The following is a 21,788-nucleotide window of genomic DNA, read 5'->3' as shown; positions in this document are numbered from 1 at the left end:
GCCGTCACCCCCTCCTTTACTTCGCACGCAAGGGCATCCGCCCGGCGTGCAGGGGTTATTGGCACGCAGCGGTGTGCGGACGACGGCACCGTGCCTGGTGGGCAGGTGGGGCACGTCCGGGTGTGGTATCCGCGCTGGCATGGGATCGCTCGGGTTGAGGCTGCCTGTGCGTGTGTTCGTTTTTCCTGTGGCGGGGGGGGGGGGGGGGGGGGGGGGCGGGGGCCCCCCCCCCCCCCCCCCCCCCCCCCCGCCCGGTCAACTGGCGTAGTACAGCTGGTATTCCAGCGGGTGGGTCGCCGCGCGGAACTTGGTCACTTCCTGCATCTTCAGCGCGATGTAGCCGTCGATGAAGTCATCGCTCATCACGCCGCCGGCCTTCAGGAACTCACGGTCCTTGTCCAGCGCTTCCAGCGCCTGGTCCAGCGAGGAGCAGACCTGCGGAATCAGCTTCTCTTCTTCCGGCGGCAGGTCGTACAGGTCCTTGTCGCTCGGTGCGCCCGGGTCGATCTGGTTCTTGATGCCGTCCAGGCCGGCCATCATAAGCGCGGTGAAGGTCAGGTAGCCGGACTGGATCGGATCGGGGAAGCGCATTTCGATGCGGCGTGCCTTCGGGTTGGAGACCCACGGAATGCGGCACGACGCCGAACGGTTGCGCGCCGAATAGGCCAGCATCACCGGTGCTTCGAAGCCCGGCACCAGGCGCTTGTAGCTGTTGGTGCCCGAGTTGGCGAAGGCATTGATGGCGCGGGCGTGCTTGAAGATGCCGCCGATGTACCACAGCGCCAGCTGGCTCAGGCCGCCGTAACCGTCGCCGGAGAACAGGTTGGCGCCGCCCTTGGACAGCGACTGGTGCACGTGCATGCCGCTGCCGTTGTCGCCGACGATCGGCTTGGGCATGAAGGTGACGGTCTTGCCGTTGCGGTGCGCGACGTTCTTGATGACGTACTTCATGCGCAGCAGCTCATCGGCCTTCTGCACCAGGGTGCTGAACTTGGTGCCGATCTCGCACTGGCCGGCGGTGGCCACCTCGTGGTGCTGCACTTCCACTTCGATGCCGACCTGTTCCAGCGTCTTGCACATTTCCGCACGCAGGTCGTGCAGGGTGTCGGTCGGCGGCACCGGGAAGTAGCCGCCCTTCACGCCCGGGCGGTAGCCGCTGTTGGCGCCGTCGTACTTCGCGCCGCTGTTCCAGGCGGCTTCTTCCGAGTCGACCTTGAAGAAGGTGTTGCCCATTTCATTGGCGAAACGGACCGAGTCGAAGATGAAGAATTCCGGCTCCGGGCCGAAGAACGCCGATTCGGCGATGCCCGAGGACTTCAGGTAGGCCTCGGCGCGCTTGGCGATGCCGCGCGGGCAGCGGCCGTAGGCCTGCATGGTGGCCGGATCGAGGATGTCGCAGCTGATCACCAGAGTGGGATCGGCGTAGAACGGATCGACATAGGCGCTGGACGGATCCGGCAGCAGGACCATGTCCGATTCGTTGATGCCCTTCCAGCCGGCGATCGAGCTGCCATCGAACATCTTGCCTTCTTCGAACAGCGACGCTTCGACGATGCTGACCGGGAAGGTGACATGCTGTTCGACACCGCGCATGTCGACAAAGCGCAGATCGACGAACTCGATCTGGTTGTCCTTGATCAGCTTCTCAACGTTTTCCACGGACATCGGTACGACCTCGGATGGGAATGAATGCCTGCTGAGGTACAGCAATGACCGTGCCAACTTTTTGCGCCCTGCAAGTCCTTGATTTCACACAGCGTGCACTGCGTCAGTGCGGCACAGCCTGCACCAAAGGGGTGCGCAGGCACGCGGATGCACCCCTTTGGTGCGGCATGGATGGTCTATCCTCTCGACCTTCTTCCGCCGCACGCGCCCGCACTGTCCATGTCCGACCTGCTCTCCGCCCTGCTGCTGGGCATCCTCGAAGGCTTGACCGAATTCCTGCCGATCTCCAGTACCGGCCACCTGCTGATCGCCCAGCATTGGCTGGGCGCACGTTCGGATTTCTTCAACATCATCATCCAGGCCGGCGCGATCCTGGCCGTGGTGCTGGTGTTCCGCCAGCGCCTGTGGAGTCTGGCCACCGGCCTGGGACAGCGCGAGAACCGCGACTACGTGTTCAAGCTGGGCGCGGCATTCCTGGTCACCGCCGTGGTCGGGCTGCCGGTGCGCCTGCTCGGCTGGGAACTTCCGGAAACGGTCAGCCCGATCGCCTGGGCGCTGATCATCGGCGGCATCTGGATGCTGCTGGTGGAGCTGTATACCGCACGCTTGCCCGACCGCGACCAGGTCACCTGGACGGTGGCGATCGGTGTCGGTCTGGCACAGGTGGTGGCCGGCGTGTTCCCCGGCACCTCGCGCTCGGCGTCGGCCATCTTCCTGGCCATGCTGCTGGGCCTGAGCCGTCGCGCCGCCGCCGCCGAGTTCGTGTTCCTGGTCGGCATTCCCACCATGTTCGCCGCCAGCGCCTATGCGTTCCTCGAGCTGGCCAAGAAGGGACAACTGGCCAGCGAGAACTGGGCCGATGTCGGCGTGGCGTTCGTTGCCGCCGTCATCACCGGCTTCATCGTAGTGAAGTGGCTGCTGGGCTACATCAAATCGCACCGCTTCACCGCGTTCGCCCTGTACCGCATCGCGCTGGGTGCCGCACTGCTGCTGTGGTTGCCGTCCGGCACCTGAACAGCGGCGGGGAACGGCAACCCCGTTGCCGGCCCCGCCCCGTTTCCCCCTCGGTTCCCCAAGGAGAATCACCATGAACCGCAAGCTCACCCTGCTCCTCCCGCTGGCCCTGCTGGCCGCCTGCAGCCAGACCCCGGCCCCGGCCGGAACCGGCGGCGACGACGTGGCCCCGGCGGCGACCAAGGCGGCAGACCAGCAGACGCTGGCGCACCTGGACGCGCAGCGCCTGCAGAGCCAGCACTGGCGGCTGCAGAAGGCCACGGCCGCCGACGGCAAGCGCATCGACGCGCTGTTCGCCCGTGAAGACAAGCCGGTCACCCTGGACTTCGTCGATGGCCGCCTGTCGGTCAGCAATACCTGCAACCGCATGAGTGGCGGTTACACCCTGGCCGACGGAAAGCTGAGTGTCAGCGCGATGGCCTCGACGATGATGGCCTGCGCGGACAAGTCGCTGATGGCGCTGGACGAGGCCGTATCCAGCCGCCTGCAGGGCGAACTGAAGGCGGAGCAGGATGCCGCCGGCATGCTGACCCTGACCAGCGCACAGGGCGACACGCTGGTCTTCGCTCCGGAACCCACCGCTGAAACCCGCTATGGCGGCGCCGGCGAAACCGTGTTCCTGGAAGTGGCCGCCCGGACCGAGAAGTGCTCGCACCCGCTGATCCCGGACTACCAGTGCCTGCAGGTCCGCGAGGTGAAGTATGACGACAAGGGCCTCAAGCAGGGCGAGCCGGGCAAGTTCGAGAACTTCTACGGCAACATCGAGGGCTACACCCACGAAGACGGCGTGCGCAACGTCGTGCGGGTGAAGCGCTACGAGGTGAAGAACCCGCCGGCCGATGCGCCGTCGCAGGCGTATGTGCTGGACATGGTGGTCGAGTCGGCCGTCGAGAAGAAGTAAGCATGCAGAAGGGCGGCCGCAGGGCCGCCCTTCTTCGTTGCCGCTGGGCGTACTGCCCGGCGCTGCAGAAACACGCTGCGCGGTCAGGCCAGCGCCGGATTCAACGTGTAGGTGCCGTGCAGCGCCGCCTCGGCCAGCACATGGCCATGCATGGCGCGATGGACATCCGCGGCGGTGAAGCGCTCCGGCAACGCCAGCGCGGCCACGTCCAGCGCGAACACACGGAAGAAGTAGCGGTGCAGCCGCTCGTCGTTGAACGGCGGGTACGGGCCGTCGTAGCCCAGGTAATCACCGGCCATGTCCGGATTGCCGGCGAACCAGCCGGTGAAGTCGTTCAGGCCCTGCCGGCTGCCGGCCGGACCGGCCGGTGCGGCCTTGCCCTTGACCACGAAGCCATCGCTGCAGCTGCCCGCCGCGATCTCGTGCACGCTGGCAGGGATGTCGGCCATCACCCAGTGCACGAAGTCGCAGCGCGGCTGGTCGCGTGGCACCGTCATATCGCTGCGGCCGACGGTGTCCGGCACGGTCGGCACATCCGGGTCCACGCAGATCAGCACGAACGAGCGGGTGCCCTCGGGCACATCGCTCCAGGCCAGGTGGGGATTGCGGTCCGGCGCGAAACCGGCGGTGTCGCCGGCGGCGAATTCGCGGTCGATCGGTGCGCCGTTGGTCAGGCTGTGGCTGCTCAGTTTCATCGGACGGTCCTCACTCTTCCGGGTAGCCCAGGCGCACCGCGATCGGTGTCAGCTGGGCGAAAGCGGCGCTCATCACGTCGCGGTAGTGGCGCCAGTGGCCCGGCGGGAAGCGCGGCACGCCAAGCTGGGCTGCCACGGGCATGGGGCGCTCGAACAGGCGTCCCAGCAGCTCGGCCATCGCCTGCGCATCATTGCCGATGTGATCGATCCGCAGCAGCACATGCGGGTACAGATCTTCCTCGTTCAGGGTCGCGACCTGGGCCAGCGCACGCGCCAGCCATTCGCCGGCCTCGGCCAGCGAGGTCATCGCCAGCGGCGCGGCAGCGCCATAGGCCACCCAGTCCAGCAGCATGTCGCGCGGATCACGCAGCACGATCAGCAGGCGGCCCTGCGGCAGCTGGGGGCGCAGGGCCCACAGCAGCGCGTTGTCCCACCACAGCAGCCAGTCGATGATCGTGTCGCCCTGCACGCCGCGCGCCGGCAGCTGCTCGCGCCAGCGCTGCACCAGCCGCTCCGGCGTCAGCACGCCGGACGCCAGGTCCTGCAGCGTGTGGTAGTTCTGGAACGCGTCATCCGGCGGGTTGCTGGTGTAGCGATCACTGCGCAGCACCGGGCTGGCAGCGGCCAGGCCGGTCGCCACGCGCTCCACACCCGAACCCGGTGCGCCCCACAGGAAAATCGGCGCCGACGTGTTGGATTCGTCGACACTGCCCTTGTCCGGCCAGCTCGGCGGTGCCTTCGCCTGCGGCGGCAGCGGCAGGCGCTGCGGCGCCTGGTCGGCCTGCAGCGCCAGCCAGGTTGCCAGGGCGGCATCCGGTTGCCCGGCGCGATCCTGGATCTCGCCCAGCCAGGTGCGCAGGTCAGCGCGATGGCCCTCCGCGGCCTGTTCGATCAGCGCCTGCACGCGGGCGACGGCAGCAGCGGGGTCGCGCTGCAGCAGGCCCTCGACAAGGCGGGACTCGGCGCTGACACGGCCCGGCTCGAGGCTGACGATGCGTTCTGCGATGCCTTCAGCCTGTGCGTGCTCACCCGCCATGTCGTGCAGCCGCAGACGCGCCTCCAGGGCGGGCACATGGCCAGGCATCGCTTCGATCCAGCGCTCGACCACGGCAACCGCCGCATCGCTGCCCACCTCTTCCACCGACAGGCGTGCCAGCCACAGGTCATGCAGCTGCGGGTTGTTTTCCAGCGCCGCATCCAGGCGTGCGCGCGCTTCTTCCTCGCGGCCCAGCCGCTGCCACGACATCAGCAGCAGCTGCAGCATCTGCCGGTCTGCCGGCTGCGATTCCAGCAGCGGCAGCAGGTGCTCCAGCGCCTGCAAGGGCTGCCCGCTGCGCAGCGCCAGCTCACCGGCCAATCGCCGCAGCGATGCGTGGTCCATGCCTGGCTGCTGCAGCGCCACCTGCATGGCCTCGGCGGCGGCCTCGAGATTGCCCTGCCGCAACGCCAGCTGCACGACCAGCCCGTGCAGGGACGACAGCGACGGGTTGAGCTCCAGCACGCGGCGGAAGGCCTGCTCGGCGAATGCCAGCATGTCCTTGCCCAGATAGGCAAAGCCCAGTGCATACAGCACGCGCGGATCATTCGGCTGGGCCTGGTTGGCCTGCGACAGCAGCACCAGCGCGCGATCAGGATCGTCACGGCGCAGGGCGATCATGCCGTCGATGTGCAGCAGATCGGGGTGATCCGGTTCGACGCGCGCGGCCAGGGTCGACAGGCGCTGGGCTTCGTCGAAGTCATTACGGCCGATCGCCAGGTGCGCCTGCATCAGGTAGGCGGAAAAGGCGTTCGGATTGAGATCGGTGGTACGCAGCAGCGCCTCGTCGGCGCCCTGGTATTCGCGCAGCGCCAACAGCAGGCCGGCATGCTGCAGATGCAGCTGGGCATCGTCGGGGGCCAGCCGCAGCGCCTGCTGCAGGGCGTCCATTGCGTCGCCGGGCTTGCCCTGCTGCTGCAGCGCAAGCGCCAGCCAGCGGTGGGCCGCGGCCAGGCCGGGTTCGTCACGGGTCCACGCCTGGGCCAGCTGCACGGCCTGGCCGGCCTCGTTCTGGCGCAACGCTTGGATGATCTGGTCTTGCATGGCGGTCCGGTTCAAGGGCAAACCCGCATTGTAGCGGCCTGCGCGCCGGTCCCGGTTCAGGCCTGCAGAACCCGCCGCAGGCGCTGCGCCACCCAGCGCTCGGAGAAGCCGTCACCACGCCAGTTTTCCAGGAAACCGCAGTGACCGCCCCAGCACGCCGTTTCCAGATGCGCCTGGCGTGGCAGCTGCCAGTCGCGGAATGTGGAATACGGGATCACCGGATCATCCTGTGCCATCAGGATGTCGGCCGGCACCTGCAGCCCGGACAGGCGATCACCAGCAATCGAGTAGCCGTCGAAGTACGCCTGCAGCGAACCGAAGGTGGTATGGCGCTCGACCAGCCATGCGGTCAGCGCGCGGATGTCCAGCTTCAGCACGCGATCGTCGCAATCACTCAACTCGGGGAACAGGTCGCGCTTGCGGCGCAGCGAGACGGTCCACTTGCGGCGGAAATACCAGTCGTACATCGCCGGGCCGTTCTCGATGCTCTCCATGGTCAACGCCGGGTCCAGCACCGGGCACACCGAGGCCACCCGCAGCAGCGGCACGCCGGCTGCCGGCGCACGCAGGGCCAGGCGCAGCACGAAGTTGCCACCCAGCGAGTAGCCAGCGGCGACCAGCGGCAGGTGCGGCCAGCGCTGGGCGACGTCGCCCGCGGCATGCACCACTTCGTCGATCAGGTTGGAATGGAAGATGCCGGGGTTGAGGTGATGGGTGTTGCCATGGTCACGGAAGTTCAGCCGCACCACGTCGAAGCCCTGCTCGAGCATGCGCGCGGCGGCCATGCGCATGTAGCTGGACTCGGCGCTGCCTTCCCAGCCATGCAGCAGCAGTGCGATGCCACGCGGTTCGCGCCCCTCGACGTGGCTGTGCCAGCCCTGCAGGCGCACGCCCTCGCCACCATCGAGGATCATTTCCTCGCTGACCGCGCCGGTGGCGGCCAGCAGCAGCAGGCCGCGCTGCAGGCGCATGCGGCTGGAACTGAGCATCGACTGCAGGTGGGGATTGCGCAGCCAGCGCGGCGGTTGGTAATCGGCCGCAGTCAGCATCGACGCGGATGCGTCGACAGGCGGTGGCGGGACCAAGGCCACCACGGCCTCACTCCCCGCTCATGGCCGCCACGATGCGCGCGCGCGAGGTCTCCGCGATGCGCCGACGGCCTTCCAGGTCCTGGGCACCGATCGGTGCCAGGAAGTGCACTTCCGCACGTCGCGCCGGCTCACCGAGCAGGCGCAGGAAATTGGCGAAGAAACTCTCGCCCGGGCCGAAGGCCACGATCGTCTGCGCGTCGCCCTTCGTTCCGTACACCAGCGCCACCGGCTGCACCGGCACACCGGTCTCGACTGCCGCCTGGAAGATCCGGGCGTGGAACGGGCCCACTTCGTGGCCCCCGCGGGTGCGCCCCTCCGGGAACACGCCCACGGCCTTGCCTTCACGCAGGCGATCGGCCATCACCTGCATCACCCCACCGAGCGACTCGGTGTTGCCACGCTGGTGGAAGATGGTCTGGCCGCGCGCGGCCAGCCAGCCGACCACCGGCCAGCCGGCGATCTCGCGCTTGGCGACGAAGCCCATCATGCGCTGGCTGTGCAGGATGCTGATGTCGACCCAGCTGACGTGGTTGGCGACGAACAGCACCGCGCCGGGCAGCGGCTGGCCGAAGCGCACCAGGCGGAAACCGAAGATCCACATCAGGCCGCCCTGCCACGCGTTCACCACTTTGGCACCGAGACGGTCCTGGCCCACGCGCAGGTTCGCCCACGGCGCGAGCATGCCCAGCAGGGTGAGCGGCAGGAACACGAGGATGTGGACCAACAGCAGCGGTACGCGGTACAGGTAACGGCACACACGCGCCACGCCGCCGCGGGGGGCCGGAGTGGGGGAAGTCATCCGCGCACGATACCGGAGGGCTGCCATCGCTGCCAGCTGGTTCAGGCCATAAATCCGCTTGATCGGGGCAATCGGCGGGGAACGCTGGGTTCCGCCGCTGTCGCGGGCCTGGCCAGGGGCTCAGCCGTGGCCGGCAGCCACCACGGCCAGGGTCAGCCGCGAGATGCACACCAGCCGGCCCTGCTCGTCCTCGATGCGGATCTCCCACAGCTGCGTGCTGCGACCCACGTGCAGCGCGCGTGCGGTACCGGTGACGGTGCCCGAACGCACCGCGCGCACATGGTTGGCGTTGATCTCCAGGCCCACGCAGATCTGCTTGCCGGCCTCCACGCACAGATTCCCCGCGCTGCTGCCCAGGGTCTCGGCCAGCACCACCGATGCGCCGCCATGCAGAATTCCGTAGGGCTGGCGGGTGCGCTCGTCCACCGGCATGGTGGCCTGCAGCCAGTCTTCACCGGCAGCGCTGAAGACGATGCCCAGCGACGCGATGGCCGTGTTGCGGCTGAGCGCATTGAGCTGCTCGAGGGATACGGCTTCGCGGAACACCTGGGTCATGCGGGCACCTTCAGAGGATGGGGACGAGGCCGGCGCCGAACGCGGTCAGCATGCGCACCAGCAGCCACTTCGGTCCGACGTTGACTTCGGGGAAGTCGCCCACGGCAACGTAGCACTGGTGGAAGTCCGGGCTCTGCCGGGGCAGCGGCTGCGGGCAGTCCGGACCCGGCTTGAACTCGTAGTCGGTGGCGTAGCGCCACGGCCAGAAATCGAGGATCGGCAGCGCCTCGGAGGCCTTGCCGACGCTGTAGTTGAGCCCGGACAGCACCGGCGGCTTGGCGCGTGGCGCGACCGTCCAGGAGTTCTGCGGGTGGATGTCGCGCAGGATGCTCTGCGCCAGCTGCTCGGCGAACACCGGATCGTCGATGATCACCGCACCTTCGGTGTTGTAGTTCTCGCTGCGCGGATCGAAGTTGTGGGTGCCGACCACGCCGATGCGGCGGTCGACCACCAGCGACTTCGCGTGCAACCCCATGCGCGCACCCTTGCGGGTCACAGGCAGCGGCTTGTTGACCGCCTTGCTGCCCAGGAACGAGGGCCGCGTCTCGGTGCGCAGCAGACGCGTTTCCACTTCACTGCCGGCGGCGCGGCGGCGCGCCCGCGCATTCTCGTAGGCGCTGCCGGTGCGGGGGCGGAAAACCGCCGGCGCTTCGTCGGCGCCAGTCGTGGTGGCGGCGGCGTCGGTGGCGGTGGACGTACCGCCGCTGCGGGCATTGCTGCCGGCAGCGCTGCCGCCGATCAGCGGATTGCGTCCGCCACTGTCCTGGCCCGGCGGCGCCTCGATCGGGTCCGGCAGCAGGTTGCGGTAGTCGACCGGCGCATCGAGCGGGAACGGCTTGTATTCGAAGATGTTGAAGCCCAGCTCACGCATGTTGCGCCGCTTGTACTTGTACGACAGCGCGTAGACGATCGGGTTGTCGGTGGCCGCCAGGCTGTTGGTGGACACCAGCACGCGCGGCGGCTGCGGACGCTTGCGCAGATCGCGGAACAATGTCTGCGCGGGTTTGGACAGCACCAGGTACGGCGTCTGCAGGATCACTTCGTGCTGCGCGCTGGCGATCAGTGCGTCGAGCTGTGGCTCGGTGACGTGCTGGCTGGCCAGCGGCGCATCGACCTTTTCGCGCCGATGCTTTCGCGGCAGGTCGGCGACGTAGCGCACCGACGCCACCGGCAACGCGGTGTCGACGAAGGAGCGGGTGACGAAGTCCATGTCGTTGGCCTCCGCGCTGACCCGCTGCACCCGCTCGGGACGGCGGAAGGTGGCGGGCGGCAGGGCCGGCACGCCCTCGCGCAGCAGCGTGCGTCCGACGTCGTTCAGGCGTTCGGCCGGCACGCTGCGGCGGGCGCGCCAGAACGCATCGAAGTTGGCCGCCATCTCGCGCACTTCCGGGCCGGCGATCAATACGTCGCGATCGCGGAAGTTGTACTCGCGGTCCCAGTCGTAATAGTCGTCCTGGTAGTTGCGGCCGCCAACCACGCCGATTGCGTCATCAATCACCAGCAGCTTGTTGTGCATGCGCTGGTTGAAGCGGCGGAAACAGCACAGCACGCTGCCGGCATAGTCGAAGTAGTTCAGCCGCGCCTTGCCGAAGGTCGGGTTGTACACCCGCAGCTGGAAGTTCTCGTGGGCGCCGGACAGGGCGCCGAGAATCTGCAGGTCGGAGATGGCCGAGAGCTGGTCGATCAGCAGCCGCACCTTCACTCCCCGCTTCGAGGCGGCGAGCAGTTCATCGATGACCAGCCGGGCACTGTCGTCCTTGTCGAAGATATAGGTCTGCAGATCGATGCTGCGGGTGGCACTGCGCAACAGGTTCAGGCGCGCGACCAGTGCGCCCTCTCCCTCGTCCAGCAGGGTGGCGTAATGACGGGGACGGGTTTCGGTGGACTCGCTGAATGCGCGGCCAGCGAGCGCGCGCAGCGGCGACTCCTGCGCGCAGCGGTCGGCACGCTGGCACTCGACCTCGGTGGAGCGCGCCTGCACGGCAATCGCTTCGGCACGGTCGCGCTCGGCGTGCGACAGCGACGCACAGCCACTGCCAAGCAACACCGTTGCCAGCGCCAGCACCCGCAGCAGCAGATTCACGGTTTCGGCGCCTCGCTCAGGCGCGCTCGCAATACGAAGGTCACTCGGTCACTCAAGGCAAGCTGCCAGCTGTCCATGCCATACCGGCCTCGTTGCACGGTACCGCGGCTGACGACGTCGCAATCATAGCCGGGTCGGGCGCACTGCGCCTTCTCGACCCGCAGCGATTCAGGATGGCTGACCCCGCGCAGGGTCAGACGGCCTTCGATGTCGCCGCCTTCGGCCACCGTGTCGGGCCAGTAGGGCAGCGAATCGAACTCCACCATGGGGTGCCGCCCGGCGTCGAAGAACTCCTCGCCCCGCATCCAGCCGGTGTAGCGGGCCTTGCCGGGAATCTCCACCGAACGGGTGAACATCTTCAGGTGCACTTGGTGGCGGCCGTCGGAGAGCACCTCGATGCGCCCCTCGAACTGCGGGAACACCCCCTCGATGCGCTGCCCGAAGCGGGTGCGTACTTCGAAGCCGATGCGCGAATGCTGGGTGTCGAGCAGCAGCACGCGGGGGCCATCGGCGCGCACCGGAGGCAACGTGGTTGGCTGGGGCACGCCCGCCCAGGCCGGGGCGAGTGCCAGCAGCAGGGGCAACAGGCAGCGGCCGGGCCACCGCAGGCTCATCGGCTCACGGCCACCAGAAGGCGTTCAGGCTGGCCACGCCCGGCTCGATCGCCGCTTCGCGCGGGAAGCCGAGCACCGCGATGCCGGCCGGCGGCATGCCGCGGTAATCGCTGCTGCTGCCTTCGGTCATCAGGGCCACCAGCCGTTCCAGGCCGGGGTTGTGGCCCACGACCAGCACGCGGTCGAGATCGCGGCGTTCATCCACCAGTGCCGCCAGGGTGCCCGGGGTGGCTTCGTAGATGCGGTCTTCCAGGCGCTTTTCGACATAGCCGATGGCCGCCATCACCGCTTCCAGGGTTTCGCGGGTCCGCCGCGAAGGCGAGCACAGCACGCAATCCGGCAGCAGCTTGTTCTCCTTCAGCCAGCGGCCGGCGGCTTCGGCTTCGGCAAGCCCGACCGGCGACAGGGGCCGGTCGAGGTCGGCCTGGCCCGGGGTGGCCGGTTCGGCGTGGGCATGGCGCAGCAGGATCAGTTCACGCATCGCGGATATCCATGGAATCGGGGAGTGGAGCAAGGGCCCAGGCGTGAACGGTCACAGCTTCAGCCAGGACAGCAGAGGTTCCCAGTCGGCCTGGTGCTCGCGCACCTGGGCGGAGCGATAGTCGAACAGGCTGCGGCCCAGGCCGGTCATGACCACGTAGCTCTGGCTGTCGCGCAGCTGTGCGACCACCGGGTACGGCCATTCGGCCAGCATCTGCAGCGCCTGCTGCGAGGTCTGGGTCCAGGGCTTGGTGCGGTTGAGCACCAGCCCCACCGGCAGCTTGCGGCTGTGCACGCGCGGCACCTGGGCCAGGCTGTTGAGGAAGCCGACGATGGCTTCGATGTCCAGCGCCGAGGGCAGCACCGGCACCACCACCGCATCGGCGGCATCAAGGAAATGGGGGATATCGTCGGCCAACGCGCCGGCAGGCGCATCGATGATGACGGTCTCGGTGCCATCGGGCAGCTTCTGGGCCCATTGCTTCTTCCGGTACACGTCGATCGGCAGCACCGCGCTTTCCAGGCCGGCGCGGCGCTGTGCCCAGCGGGTGCTGGAGCCCTGCGGGTCGGCATCGGCGATCACCGTGGCCTTGCCCTGCAATGCCGCGTACGCGGCCAGGTGGGTGGCGACGGTGGTCTTGCCCACCCCGCCCTTGGAACCGGCCACCAGGATCGTCTTCATGCCAGCCTCGCTTCCGGGTACGTGCCCCGAGCGTACACCGGCGATGGTGACGGGAGGTAGAGCCGCGCTGAACCTGTCGGCATCGGCTTTGCTATGGTGACGCCCCCGAAGGATCGAACCCGCATGAGCGAACTGCAGGACCTGAGCGCGCTGATCCGCGCCAATACCCCCCTGATCGTAGTGGAGACCCAGGACGAGGGCCGCATCGTCGAGTTGTTCCGGCAGACACTGATGCATGTATGGCGGGCCCTGCACCGCTGGTCGATCACCGAGGGCCTGCGCCGCATCGATCTGGACAGCGAGGATGCGCCGGTCGGACCGCCCGATGCCAGCGCGGCGCTGCAGATGATCCGCCAGGCCGACCAGCGGGGGGTGTACCTGCTGCTCGATTTCCATCCCTATCTGGGCTATGCCAGCCACCAGCGCGCGCTGCGCGACCTGATCCAGCGCCGCCACAGCGAACCCCATGTGCTGGTGCTGATCGGCGCTAAGGTCGAGCTGCCGGCCGAACTGGAAGCCCTGGCGGTGCGCTTCAACCCGCGCCTGCCCGACGCCAATGCGCTGCTGAAGATGCTGCGCGAAGAGGCCGATGCCTATGCACGCGAGCACGGCGGCCGCCGCGTGGAGGTCGACAGCGAGGCGGTGAAGAAGATCCTGAAGAACCTGCAGGGCCTGAGCCTGGTCGACGCCCGGCGCATCGCCCGGCAGCTCATCTACGCCGACGGTGCGCTGCGCGACGACGACCTGCCGCAGCTGGCGCGGCTGAAGTTCGAGCTGCTCAACCGCAGCGGCCACCTGTTCTTCGAGCATGACAGCGCGCGCTTCGGCGACGTGGCCGGCGCCAACCGGCTCAAGCGCTGGATCAACCAGCGCCGTGTCGCGTTCATCGCCGGCTCGGCACCGGCAGGGCTGGATCCACCGCGCGGCATGCTGTTGCTGGGCGTGCAGGGCTGCGGCAAGTCGATGCTGGCCAAGGCCACCGCCGCCGGGTTCGGCGTACCGCTGCTGCGCCTGGACGTGGGCGCGCTGTACAACAAGTACCACGGCGAGACCGAGTCCAACCTGCGCCAAGCCCTGGCCTCGGCCGAGCAGCTGGCGCCCTGCGTGCTGTGGATGGACGAGATCGAGAAGGGCCTGGCCAGTGGTGGCGACGACGGTGGGGTATCGCGCCGCGTGCTTGGCTACCTGCTGACCTGGATGGCCGAACGCAAGGCGCCGGTGTTCATCGTCGCTACCGCCAACCAGGTGCATGAGCTGCCCGCGGAGCTGCTGCGCAAGGGACGCTTCGACGAGATCTTCTTCGTCGACCTGCCCTCGCCCGAGGTGCGGGTGGAACTGCTGCGCCTGCACCTGGGGCGACGCCAGCTCACTGCGGACGACTTCGCGCTGCCGGCGCTTGCCGCAGCGTCCAACGGGTTCTCCGGTGCGGAGATCGAGCAGGCCATCGTGGCCGGGCTGTATGCGGCCCATGCCGAGAACCGGCCGCTGGATACCGAAACGCTGATGGGCGAGATCCGGGCGACACGGCCCTTGTCGGTGCTGATGGCCGAGCAGGTGGCGGCGTTGCGCGAGTGGGCGTCCGGTCGCACGGTGTCTGCGGACGACTGAGCGGTCTGCCACCCGCGCCGCAGGCTGTTGCCCTCTGCAGGTGCCGGGTGCACCCCGGCACCACGCCTGCCCTCAGGGCCAGGCCGGCGGCGCGGCAGCCCAGGCCTGCTGTACTTCGGCCAGCGACGCGCGCTCGTCCTCGCGCCACTGCGGCAGCAGCTGCGCGTAGCGGCTGCTGTCGCTCCACTGCGACGGTTCGGTGCGCACGGCAGCGGCGTACCACTGCACTGCCTGCTCCTTCTGCCCCAGGCGCCACAGTGCCAACGCGTAGCTTGGCGGCAACCAGCTCGGCTTGCTGAGCGTACTGCCGGCGGCGGCCTGCCACTGCTCCAGCGCGGCCTCCGGCTGCCCCTGCCGCAGCAGGTCCCAACCATAGTTCCAGCGTACGCCGCGACCGACGCTGCTCTGCACCGGGGCATCCTTCAATGCTTCGCGGTACAGCTGCTCGCCAAGTTCGGTACGGCCCTGCGCGATCGCCACCGAGGCCAGCTGCACGGTCGCTTCCACCACGCGCCGGCCACGCTCGCGCTGCTTGAGCAGCTGCGCCACCAGGGCATCGCCCTGCGACTGCTGCACGACCACCATCGGCGCAGCCGCGGCATCGTTGTCGAAATAGAACTCCTGTGGCGCCGGCAATACCGGCGCCGCCCACGCGGAGGCCGCCCCCGAGACCAGCAGGATGCCGGTCAGGATCTTTACTGCCACTGACATTCCTTCTTCCCCCGGGCTGCGACCGCAGCCCCTCTCTCTCCTCCTGATCCTAACCGCAGCATGGCCGCCGGCGCGAGTGCCGGGGCCTGCGCGGCCTCACTGCTACAATTCGCGCCTTCCCCGTCGCGTGCCTGCACGCGGCCGGTGCCAGCCGATCCTGACCGGGCCAGCCATGACCAGTACCGCGCAACTCACCTCGCCCTCTTCCGCCGACCTGATCGACCGTGATTACACGCTCGATCACAAGTACACCCGCAACGAGGGACGGATCTACCTGAGCGGGGTGCAGGCGCTGGTGCGGCTGCCGCTGATGCAGCGGCTGCGGGATGCCGCCGAAGGCATCGACAGCGCGGGGTTCATCAGCGGCTACCGCGGCAGCCCCCTGGGCGGCTTCGATCTGGAGCTGTGGCGCGCCCGCACGCACCTGGAGGCCGCGCGGGTGAAGTTCACCCCGGGCCTGAACGAGGACCTGGGCGCCACCATGGTCTGGGGCACCCAGCAGACCAACCTGTTCCCCGGCGCCAACGTACAGGGCGTGTTCGGCATGTGGTACGGCAAGGGCCCGGGCGTGGACCGCTGCGGCGACGTCTTCAAGCACGCCAATGCGGCAGGCACGTCCCGTCATGGCGGCGTGCTGGCGCTGGCGGCCGATGACCATGCCTGCCGCAGCTCCACCCTGCCGCACGGCAGCGAGGATGAATTCGTCAGCGCGATGATGCCGGTGCTGAATCCGGCGGGCGTGCAGGACATTCTCGACATGGGCCTGCTCGGCTGGGCGATGAGCCGGTATACCGGGCGCTGGGTCGGCTTCAAGACCATCGCCGAGACGGTGGAATCGTCGGCATCGGTCGACGTGGATCCGCTGGCGCGTCGCATCGTGCTGCCGGACGACTTCCCGATGCCGGCCGGCGGCCTCAACATCCGTTGGCCGGACCCGCCGCTGGACCAGGAGATGCGCCTGCACCGCTATGCCGTGAAGGCGGCGCAGGCCTTCGCCCGCGCCAACGGCATCGACCGGGTGGTGATGGACGCGCCGCGTGCACGGCTGGGCATCGTCACCACCGGCAAGAGCTACCTGGATGTGCTGCAGGCACTGGAGTACCTGGGCCTGGACGAGGCCGCCTGCGCCGACATCGGCATCCGCGTCTACAAGGTCGGCATGACCTGGCCGCTGGAGCCGGAAGGCATCGCCCGCTTCGCGCAGGGCCTGGACGACATCATCGTGGTGGAGGAGAAGCGCGCCTTCATCGAGCGGCAGATGAAGGAGCAGTTCTTCAACTGGCCGGCCAGCTGGGGCCCGCGCCCGTCCATCGTCGGCAAGTACGACGAAGCCGGTGAATGGATCCTGCCGTCCACCGGCGAGCTGACCCCGGCCACCATCGCCGGCGTGATCGGCCGGCGCATCCAGCGGTTCTTCAACAACGAGTCGATCGAACAGCGCCTGCAGTGGATGCAGCAGAAGGAGGCCGAGCTCGCGTTGCCGCGCGCCAGCTTCCCGCGCGTACCGCACTACTGCTCGGGCTGCCCGCACAACACCTCCACCACGGTGCCGGACGGTTCACGTGCGTTGGCCGGCATCGGTTGCCATTACATGGTGACCTGGATGGACCGCAGCACCGACACGTTCACCCACATGGGTGGCGAAGGCGTGACCTGGGCAGGGCAGGCGCCGTTCACCGATACCCCGCACGTGTTCCAGAATCTGGGCGACGGCACCTATTTCCACAGCGGCTCGCTGGCGATCCGCCAGGCGATCGCGGCCGGCGTCAACATCACCTACAAGATCCTCTACAACGATGCGGTGGCGATGACCGGTGGCCAGCCGGTGGATGGCCCGCTCAGCGTGCCGGATATCGCCCGGCAGATGCGCGCCGAAGGCATCCACACCATCGTGGTGCTGTCCGACGACATCGCCAAGTGGACCCGCCAGCGCGAGCATTTCCCCAGTGACGTCGAGTTCCACGACCGCAGCGCGCTGGACGAGGTGCAGAAGCGCCTGCGCGAGGTGAAGGGGGTCTCGATCCTGATCTACGAACAGACCTGCGCCACCGAGAAGCGGCGGCGCCGCAAGCGCGGCAAGCTGGAAGATCCGGCCAAGCGCGTGATGATCAACTCGCTGGTCTGCGAGGGCTGCGGCGACTGTGGCAAGAAGAGCTTCTGCGTATCGGTGCTGCCGAAGGAAACCGAGTTCGGGCGCAAGCGCGAGATCGACCAGTCCAACTGCAACAAGGACTACTCGTGCGTGAATGGCTTCTGCCCGAGTTTCGTCACGGTGCATGGCGGGAAGCCGCGAAAGGGCAGCCGGCGCGATGCATCGTCCCTGCTGGACAACCTGCCGGCGCCGACGGTGCGCGGCAGCCTGGAGCAGCCCTGGAACATCCTCATCACCGGCGTGGGCGGTACCGGCGTGGTCACCATCGGCGCGTTGCTGGGCATGGCCGGCCACCTGGAGGGCAAGGGCGCCACGGTGCTCGACCAGACCGGCCTGGCGCAGAAGGGCGGCGCGGTGACCACCCACATCCGCATCGCACGCCGGCCGGAGGACATCCACGCCGTGCGCATCGCCGCCGGTGAGGCCGACCTCGTACTGGGCTGCGACATGGTGGTGGTCAACGATTACTGGGCACTGTCGAAGGTGCGCGCAGGCCGCTCGCAGGTCGTGCTCAACACCTACGAAGCGATGCCGGGCACGTTCACCACCCGTCCCGACATGCAGTTCCCGGCGGCCGACATCATCGCCGGCGTGCGCGTGGCGCTGGGCGGCGATGAGCCGCTGCTGCTCGATGCCACCCAGCTGGCCACGGCGCTGCTGGGCGATGCGATCGCCGCGAACCTGTTCATCCTCGGCTACGCCTGGCAGCAGGGCCTGGTGCCGCTGTCGTTCGAATCGCTGATGCGTGCCATCGAGCTCAACGGCGCGGCGGTGGCAATGAACCAGCAGGCCTTCGCCTGGGGCCGGCTGGCGGCGATCGATCCGCAGGCCGTGCAGGAGGCCGCCGGCCTGGTGCGCAACCGCCATACCGATACCGAATCCACGCCGGGCCCGCTGCATCCCCTGCCACCGGGCGAGTGGGAAGGCAACGAGTGGGGTGCCACCGCTGCGCCACGCAACACTGGCGACGAACGCGAACTGCGTGGCCTGCCCTCGCATGGCGGCGAGGTTGCCTTCCTGCCGCTGGACGACGCGCGCCTGTCGCGCTCGCTGGATGAAATGATCGAACGCCGCGCCGCGTTCCTGGTCGACTACCAGGACGCCGCCTACGCCGATCGCTACCGCAGCGTGGTCGAACGCGTGCGCGCCGCCGAACGCGAGCGCATCGGCGGCTCGACCGCGCTGACCGAGACCGTGGCCCGCTATCTGTTCAAGCTGATGGCCTACAAGGACGAATACGAAGTCGCCCGCCTGTACACCAGCGGTGATTTCCAGCGCCGGCTGCAGCAGCAGTTCGAGGGTGACTACCAGCTGCGCTTCCATCTGGCGCCGCCGCTGTTCGCGAAGAAGGATGAACAGGGCCGGCTGCAGAAGAAGGAGTACGGTCCGTGGATGTTCAAGGCGTTCGGCCTGCTGGCGAAGCTGAAGTTCCTGCGGGGCGGTGCCTTCGATGTGTTCGGCCGCACTGCCGAGCGCCGCATGGAGCGCAAGCTGATCGGCGACTACGAAGCCACCGTGCAGCTGCTGCTGGACGGGCTGGACGACGGTCGCCTGGCGTTGGCCGTGGAGATCGCCAGCATCCCCGAGCACATCCGCGGCTTCGGCCACGTCAAGGAAGCGCATGTGGAGAGCGCCAAGGCGCGGGAAGCTGCGCTGCTGGCGCAGTGGCGCAACCCGAAGGCGCTGCATATCGTGCAGGTGGCGTAAGCCGGAGCAGCGCCGGCCACCGTCAGCCGCGGCGGTTGCCTAGCCCAACCGCCACACCAACAGGCGGTTGTTGGCCGGCATCCCCACATCGCGCAGGCGGGTGAAGCCGCTTTCCGCGGCCAGCGCCTGCACGGCCTCCGCATCGCGGACGCCGCTGCGCGGATCCCGCGCCTTCAGCCACTCATCGAACCGCGCATTGCTGTCACTGGTGTAGCGGCCGCCGTAGTTGAAGGGGCCATACACCGCCAGCAGTGCGCCATGTCGCAGCACCGACGGCAACGCGGCAAACAGCGCCTGCACGTGCTCCCAGCTCATGATGTGCAGCGTATTGGCACTGAATGCGGCGTCGAACAGACTGCCCTCGGGCACCGGCAGCCCTGCTGCCGGTGGCAGTTCCACCTGCAGCGCCACCGGCGGCAGCAGGTTCAGCAGTGCCGCCTCGGCGCGCCACGCCTCGATACCCGGCAGATGGTCGGGGTGGTCGCTGGGCTGCCAGCGCAGCCAGGGCCAGCGTTCGGCGAAGAACACGGCGTGCTGGCCGGTGCCGCTGCCGATCTCCAGTACCCGGTGGCGGTCGCCCATCCACGGATCGAGCGCGGCAGCGATCGGTTCGCGGTTTCGTTCGCAGGCTTCTGAATACGGCTTGCTCGACATCGGGATGGCATCCGGACGGGGTCGGGCCATTGTGCACGAGGGAGGGTGTCCGGCAGGGCTGCGCCCTGCACCCACCGAAGCAACATCAACGTCAAAAGCGGGCATTCCGTGGGATGGCGGGGCACTGTGGGTTTGCGGGGGCGCCGTGAACCCGTCCATGGGGGCTTGGTCGCCGCATCCATGCGGCTCACACCCCGCAAACCCACAGCGCCCCGCCTTCGACAGTTGGCTGCGATCTGTCGGAAATACTCTTGGGATCAGATCCGTTTTCCGCAGGAGAACGGATCTGACCCCGGAATTTGATTCGATATCCAACAGCTTTCATCCACGCATGACGTGGATCTGCTGGCCACCGGCCAACTGTCGAAGGCGGGGTGGGTCCGGTTGCGGGGGCGTGAGCGCCATGGATGGCGCGACCGAGGCTACAGGGACGGATTCACGGCGTCCCCCGCAACCGGACCCACCCCGCCATCCCACGGAATGCCCGCTTTTGACGTTGACGTTGACGTTGATTCCAGCAAGTGCAGGGCGGCAAGCCCTGCCGCGCCCCACCCATGACTGCAGTCACTTGTGCTGATTGCCCTCCGCTGGCGAAAGTCGAGCAGTTGACGTGATCGGCTTGGCCCGTTGCCGGCCGCACGCGAGTGAGAGAGAGCGCTGTGCAACGACGTGAGTTCCTGGCTTTATCCGGTCTGGGCATGGCCGGCCTGCTGCTGCCGCACGCGCGGCTGATCGCCGCCGAGCAGCTGCTCGAACCGGGCGACGTGGCCCGCAGGAAGGTGCTGGCCGAGGCCGCGCTGGCCGCTGCCAAGCGGGCCGGGGCGACCTACTGCGATGTGCGCATCGGCCGCTACCTCAACCAGGCCGTGATCACCCGCGAAGCGCGGGTGCAGAACGTCACCAACAGCGAGTCGTCCGGCATCGGCATCCGGGTCATCGTCAACGGCGCATGGGGCTTCGCCGCCACCCGCGAGCAGACCCCCGCCGCGGTCCTGGCCGCCGTCGGGCAGGCCGCTGCCATCGCGCGCGCCAATGCCCCCCTGCAGAGCCGGCCGGTGCAGCTGGCACCGGTCACCGGCGTCGGCGATGTGAGCTGGAAGACCCCGATCCGCAAGAACGCGATGGCGGTGCCGATCCAGGACAAGGTCGACCTGCTGCTGAGCCTGAATGCGGCGGCGATGAACGCCGGTGCCGACTACATCAATTCCACCCTGTTCCTGGTCAACGAACAGAAGTACTTCGTCTCCAGCGACGGCTCGTTCATCGACCAGGACATCCATCGCATCTGGCTGCCCTTCACGGCCACCGCCATCGACAAGGCCACCGGCAAGTTCCGCACCCGCGCCGGTCTGTCCTCTCCTATGGGCATGGGCTACGAGTTCCTCGATGGCGACGCGCGCGGCAAGGTGCAGCTGCCCGGCGGCATCACCGCCTACCGCGACTCCTACGATCCGGTTGAAGATGCGATCGCAGCGGCGCGGCATGCGCGCGAGAAGCTGAAGGCGCCGTCGGTGAAGCCCGGCAAGTACGATCTGGTACTGGATCCCTCCAACCTGTTCCTGACCATCCACGAGAACGTCGGCCATCCGTTGGAGCTGGACCGCGTGCTGGGCTACGAGGCCAACTACGCCGGCACCAGCTTCGCCACGCTGGACAAGCGCGATGCGGGCTTCCGCTGGGGCAGCGACATCGTCAACTTCTTTGCCGACAAGACCCAACCGGGCAGCCTCGGTGCCGTCGGCTATGACGACGAGGGCGTCAAGACGCTGCGCTGGGACCTGGTCCGCGACGGCATCCTGGTCGATTACCAGGCCACGCGCGATGAGGCACACATCCTCGGCCGCGATGCGTCGCATGGCTGCAGCTACGCCGATTCCTGGTCCAGCGTGCAGTTCCAGCGCATGGCCAATGTCTCACTGGCGCCGGGCAAGCAGCCACTGAGCGTGGAGGACATGATCAAGGACGTGGAGAACGGCATCTACATCCACGGCCGTGGTTCCTATTCCATCGACCAGCAGCGCTACAACGCGCAGTTCGGCGGCCAGCTGTACTACCAGATCAAGGACGGGAAGATCGCCGGCATGGTCGAGGACGCGGCCTACCAGATCCGCACGCCGGAGTTCTGGAACGCCTGTACAGCCATCTGCGACGAACGCGACTTCCGCCTTGGTGGCTCGTTCTTCGACGGCAAGGGCCAGCCGGGCCAGGTCTCGGCGGTGTCGCACGGTTCGTCCACCACCCGCTTCAACGGCATCAACATCATCAACACCGCGCGCAGTCTCGGCGCTTGAGCCACC

Annotated in this window: 17 protein-coding genes; 5 read left to right on the top strand and 12 right to left on the bottom strand. The window is 68.1% G+C overall.

Going from position 1 to position 21,788, the window contains the following annotated elements; translation table 11 throughout:
• Positions 1–255: 255 nt before the first annotated feature.
• Positions 256–1,665, bottom strand: a complete 1,410-nt coding sequence (glnA, locus tag ACVOMM_RS08030; protein WP_053520266.1) for a type I glutamate--ammonia ligase — start codon at positions 1,663–1,665, stop codon at positions 256–258.
• Positions 1,666–1,884: 219 nt separating this feature from the next.
• Between glnA and ACVOMM_RS08025 the strand changes: the two genes are divergently transcribed.
• Together ACVOMM_RS08025 and ACVOMM_RS08020 are read left to right on the top strand one after the other, a co-directional pair.
• A complete protein-coding gene (locus ACVOMM_RS08025) occupies positions 1,885–2,679 on the top strand; it encodes an undecaprenyl-diphosphate phosphatase (RefSeq protein ID WP_053520271.1) in 795 nt (264 codons plus the stop codon).
• 73 nt (positions 2,680–2,752) lie between these two features.
• On the top strand, positions 2,753–3,580 hold the full coding sequence (locus ACVOMM_RS08020) for an META and DUF4377 domain-containing protein (RefSeq protein WP_065182074.1): 828 nt from the start codon (positions 2,753–2,755) through the stop codon (positions 3,578–3,580).
• A gap of 83 nt (positions 3,581–3,663) precedes the next feature.
• On the opposite strand, the gene ACVOMM_RS08015 is transcribed toward ACVOMM_RS08020, so the two are convergent.
• From ACVOMM_RS08015 to ACVOMM_RS07975, 9 genes are all read right to left on the bottom strand, one after another.
• Positions 3,664–4,275 carry a YbhB/YbcL family Raf kinase inhibitor-like protein gene (locus ACVOMM_RS08015; RefSeq protein WP_065182075.1) on the bottom strand — a complete coding sequence of 204 codons (612 nt, stop codon included), beginning with the start codon at positions 4,273–4,275 and terminating at the stop codon, positions 3,664–3,666.
• Between the two features lie 10 nt (positions 4,276–4,285).
• The gene (locus tag ACVOMM_RS08010; protein ID WP_065182076.1) at positions 4,286–6,355 is read right to left on the bottom strand and encodes a tetratricopeptide repeat protein; all 2,070 of its coding nucleotides are present in this window, start codon (positions 6,353–6,355) and stop codon (positions 4,286–4,288) included.
• A 56-nt stretch (positions 6,356–6,411) separates the two neighbouring features.
• Positions 6,412–7,446, bottom strand: a complete 1,035-nt coding sequence (locus ACVOMM_RS08005) for a YheT family hydrolase (protein ID WP_080375346.1) — start codon at positions 7,444–7,446, stop codon at positions 6,412–6,414.
• Positions 7,447–7,453: 7 nt separating this feature from the next.
• Positions 7,454–8,245 carry a lysophospholipid acyltransferase family protein gene (locus ACVOMM_RS08000; RefSeq protein ID WP_053519975.1) on the bottom strand — a complete coding sequence of 264 codons (792 nt, stop codon included), beginning with the start codon at positions 8,243–8,245 and terminating at the stop codon, positions 7,454–7,456.
• A 120-nt stretch (positions 8,246–8,365) separates the two neighbouring features.
• Positions 8,366–8,800, bottom strand: a complete 435-nt coding sequence (locus ACVOMM_RS07995) for a hotdog fold thioesterase (RefSeq protein ID WP_053519976.1) — start codon at positions 8,798–8,800, stop codon at positions 8,366–8,368.
• 10 nt (positions 8,801–8,810) lie between these two features.
• Positions 8,811–10,883, bottom strand: coding sequence for a phospholipase D family protein (locus tag ACVOMM_RS07990; protein ID WP_459062556.1), 2,073 nt, complete (start codon positions 10,881–10,883; stop codon positions 8,811–8,813).
• Positions 10,880–11,497, bottom strand: coding sequence for a YceI family protein (locus ACVOMM_RS07985; RefSeq protein WP_065174131.1), 618 nt, complete (start codon positions 11,495–11,497; stop codon positions 10,880–10,882). Before ACVOMM_RS07985 ends, ACVOMM_RS07990 begins: the two co-directional genes overlap by 4 nt.
• A 4-nt stretch (positions 11,498–11,501) precedes the next feature.
• Positions 11,502–11,978 carry a SixA phosphatase family protein gene (locus tag ACVOMM_RS07980; RefSeq protein ID WP_053519979.1) on the bottom strand — a complete coding sequence of 159 codons (477 nt, stop codon included), beginning with the start codon at positions 11,976–11,978 and terminating at the stop codon, positions 11,502–11,504.
• A gap of 51 nt (positions 11,979–12,029) precedes the next feature.
• Positions 12,030–12,659 (bottom strand): ParA family protein, encoded by a 630-nt coding sequence (locus ACVOMM_RS07975; protein ID WP_053519980.1) that lies wholly within the window; start codon positions 12,657–12,659, stop codon positions 12,030–12,032.
• A 123-nt stretch (positions 12,660–12,782) separates the two neighbouring features.
• Here ACVOMM_RS07975 and ACVOMM_RS07970 point away from each other — a divergent pair, with 123 nt between their 5' ends.
• Positions 12,783–14,267 (top strand): AAA family ATPase, encoded by a 1,485-nt coding sequence (locus ACVOMM_RS07970; protein WP_065182079.1) that lies wholly within the window; start codon positions 12,783–12,785, stop codon positions 14,265–14,267.
• 72 nt (positions 14,268–14,339) lie between these two features.
• On the opposite strand, the gene ACVOMM_RS07965 is transcribed toward ACVOMM_RS07970, so the two are convergent.
• Positions 14,340–14,978 (bottom strand): tetratricopeptide repeat protein, encoded by a 639-nt coding sequence (locus tag ACVOMM_RS07965; RefSeq protein ID WP_065182080.1) that lies wholly within the window; start codon positions 14,976–14,978, stop codon positions 14,340–14,342.
• Positions 14,979–15,150: 172 nt separating this feature from the next.
• Here ACVOMM_RS07965 and ACVOMM_RS07960 point away from each other — a divergent pair, with 172 nt between their 5' ends.
• The gene (locus ACVOMM_RS07960; RefSeq protein ID WP_053519983.1) at positions 15,151–18,837 is read left to right on the top strand and encodes an indolepyruvate ferredoxin oxidoreductase family protein; all 3,687 of its coding nucleotides are present in this window, start codon (positions 15,151–15,153) and stop codon (positions 18,835–18,837) included.
• 39 nt (positions 18,838–18,876) lie between these two features.
• On the opposite strand, the gene ACVOMM_RS07955 is transcribed toward ACVOMM_RS07960, so the two are convergent.
• Complete coding sequence (locus ACVOMM_RS07955) at positions 18,877–19,491, bottom strand: DUF938 domain-containing protein (protein ID WP_164152952.1); 615 nt, start codon at positions 19,489–19,491, stop codon at positions 18,877–18,879.
• 659 nt (positions 19,492–20,150) lie between these two features.
• Between ACVOMM_RS07955 and ACVOMM_RS07950 the strand changes: the two genes are divergently transcribed.
• The gene (locus ACVOMM_RS07950) at positions 20,151–21,782 is read left to right on the top strand and encodes a TldD/PmbA family protein (RefSeq protein ID WP_481526104.1); all 1,632 of its coding nucleotides are present in this window, start codon (positions 20,151–20,153) and stop codon (positions 21,780–21,782) included.
• Positions 21,783–21,788 lie beyond the last annotated feature (6 nt).

This window comes from Stenotrophomonas sp. STEN009 (assembly GCF_056760395.1).
Note: the sequence above shows the minus strand (reverse complement) of the source record. Positions and strands in the feature narration are given on the sequence as shown.

Excerpts from the sequence above, each read along its gene's own strand:
- ACVOMM_RS07975 (WP_053519980.1), bottom strand. The coding sequence starts at position 12,659 with ATGAAGACGATCCTGGTGGCCGGTTCCAAGGGCGGGGTGGGCAAGACC.
- ACVOMM_RS07980 (WP_053519979.1), bottom strand. The coding sequence starts at position 11,978 with ATGCGTGAACTGATCCTGCTGCGCCATGCCCACGCCGAACCGGCCACC.
- ACVOMM_RS07960 (WP_053519983.1), top strand. The coding sequence starts at position 15,151 with ATGACCAGTACCGCGCAACTCACCTCGCCCTCTTCCGCCGACCTGATC.
- ACVOMM_RS07965 (WP_065182080.1), bottom strand. The coding sequence starts at position 14,978 with ATGTCAGTGGCAGTAAAGATCCTGACCGGCATCCTGCTGGTCTCGGGG.
- ACVOMM_RS08025 (WP_053520271.1), top strand. The coding sequence starts at position 1,885 with ATGTCCGACCTGCTCTCCGCCCTGCTGCTGGGCATCCTCGAAGGCTTG.
- ACVOMM_RS07995 (WP_053519976.1), bottom strand. The coding sequence starts at position 8,800 with ATGACCCAGGTGTTCCGCGAAGCCGTATCCCTCGAGCAGCTCAATGCG.
- ACVOMM_RS08000 (WP_053519975.1), bottom strand. The coding sequence starts at position 8,245 with ATGACTTCCCCCACTCCGGCCCCCCGCGGCGGCGTGGCGCGTGTGTGC.
- ACVOMM_RS07985 (WP_065174131.1), bottom strand. The coding sequence starts at position 11,497 with ATGAGCCTGCGGTGGCCCGGCCGCTGCCTGTTGCCCCTGCTGCTGGCA.
- ACVOMM_RS08015 (WP_065182075.1), bottom strand. The coding sequence starts at position 4,275 with ATGAAACTGAGCAGCCACAGCCTGACCAACGGCGCACCGATCGACCGC.
- ACVOMM_RS08020 (WP_065182074.1), top strand. The coding sequence starts at position 2,753 with ATGAACCGCAAGCTCACCCTGCTCCTCCCGCTGGCCCTGCTGGCCGCC.
- glnA (WP_053520266.1), bottom strand. The coding sequence starts at position 1,665 with ATGTCCGTGGAAAACGTTGAGAAGCTGATCAAGGACAACCAGATCGAG.
- ACVOMM_RS08010 (WP_065182076.1), bottom strand. The coding sequence starts at position 6,355 with ATGCAAGACCAGATCATCCAAGCGTTGCGCCAGAACGAGGCCGGCCAG.
- ACVOMM_RS07970 (WP_065182079.1), top strand. The coding sequence starts at position 12,783 with ATGAGCGAACTGCAGGACCTGAGCGCGCTGATCCGCGCCAATACCCCC.
- ACVOMM_RS07955 (WP_164152952.1), bottom strand. The coding sequence starts at position 19,491 with ATGTCGAGCAAGCCGTATTCAGAAGCCTGCGAACGAAACCGCGAACCG.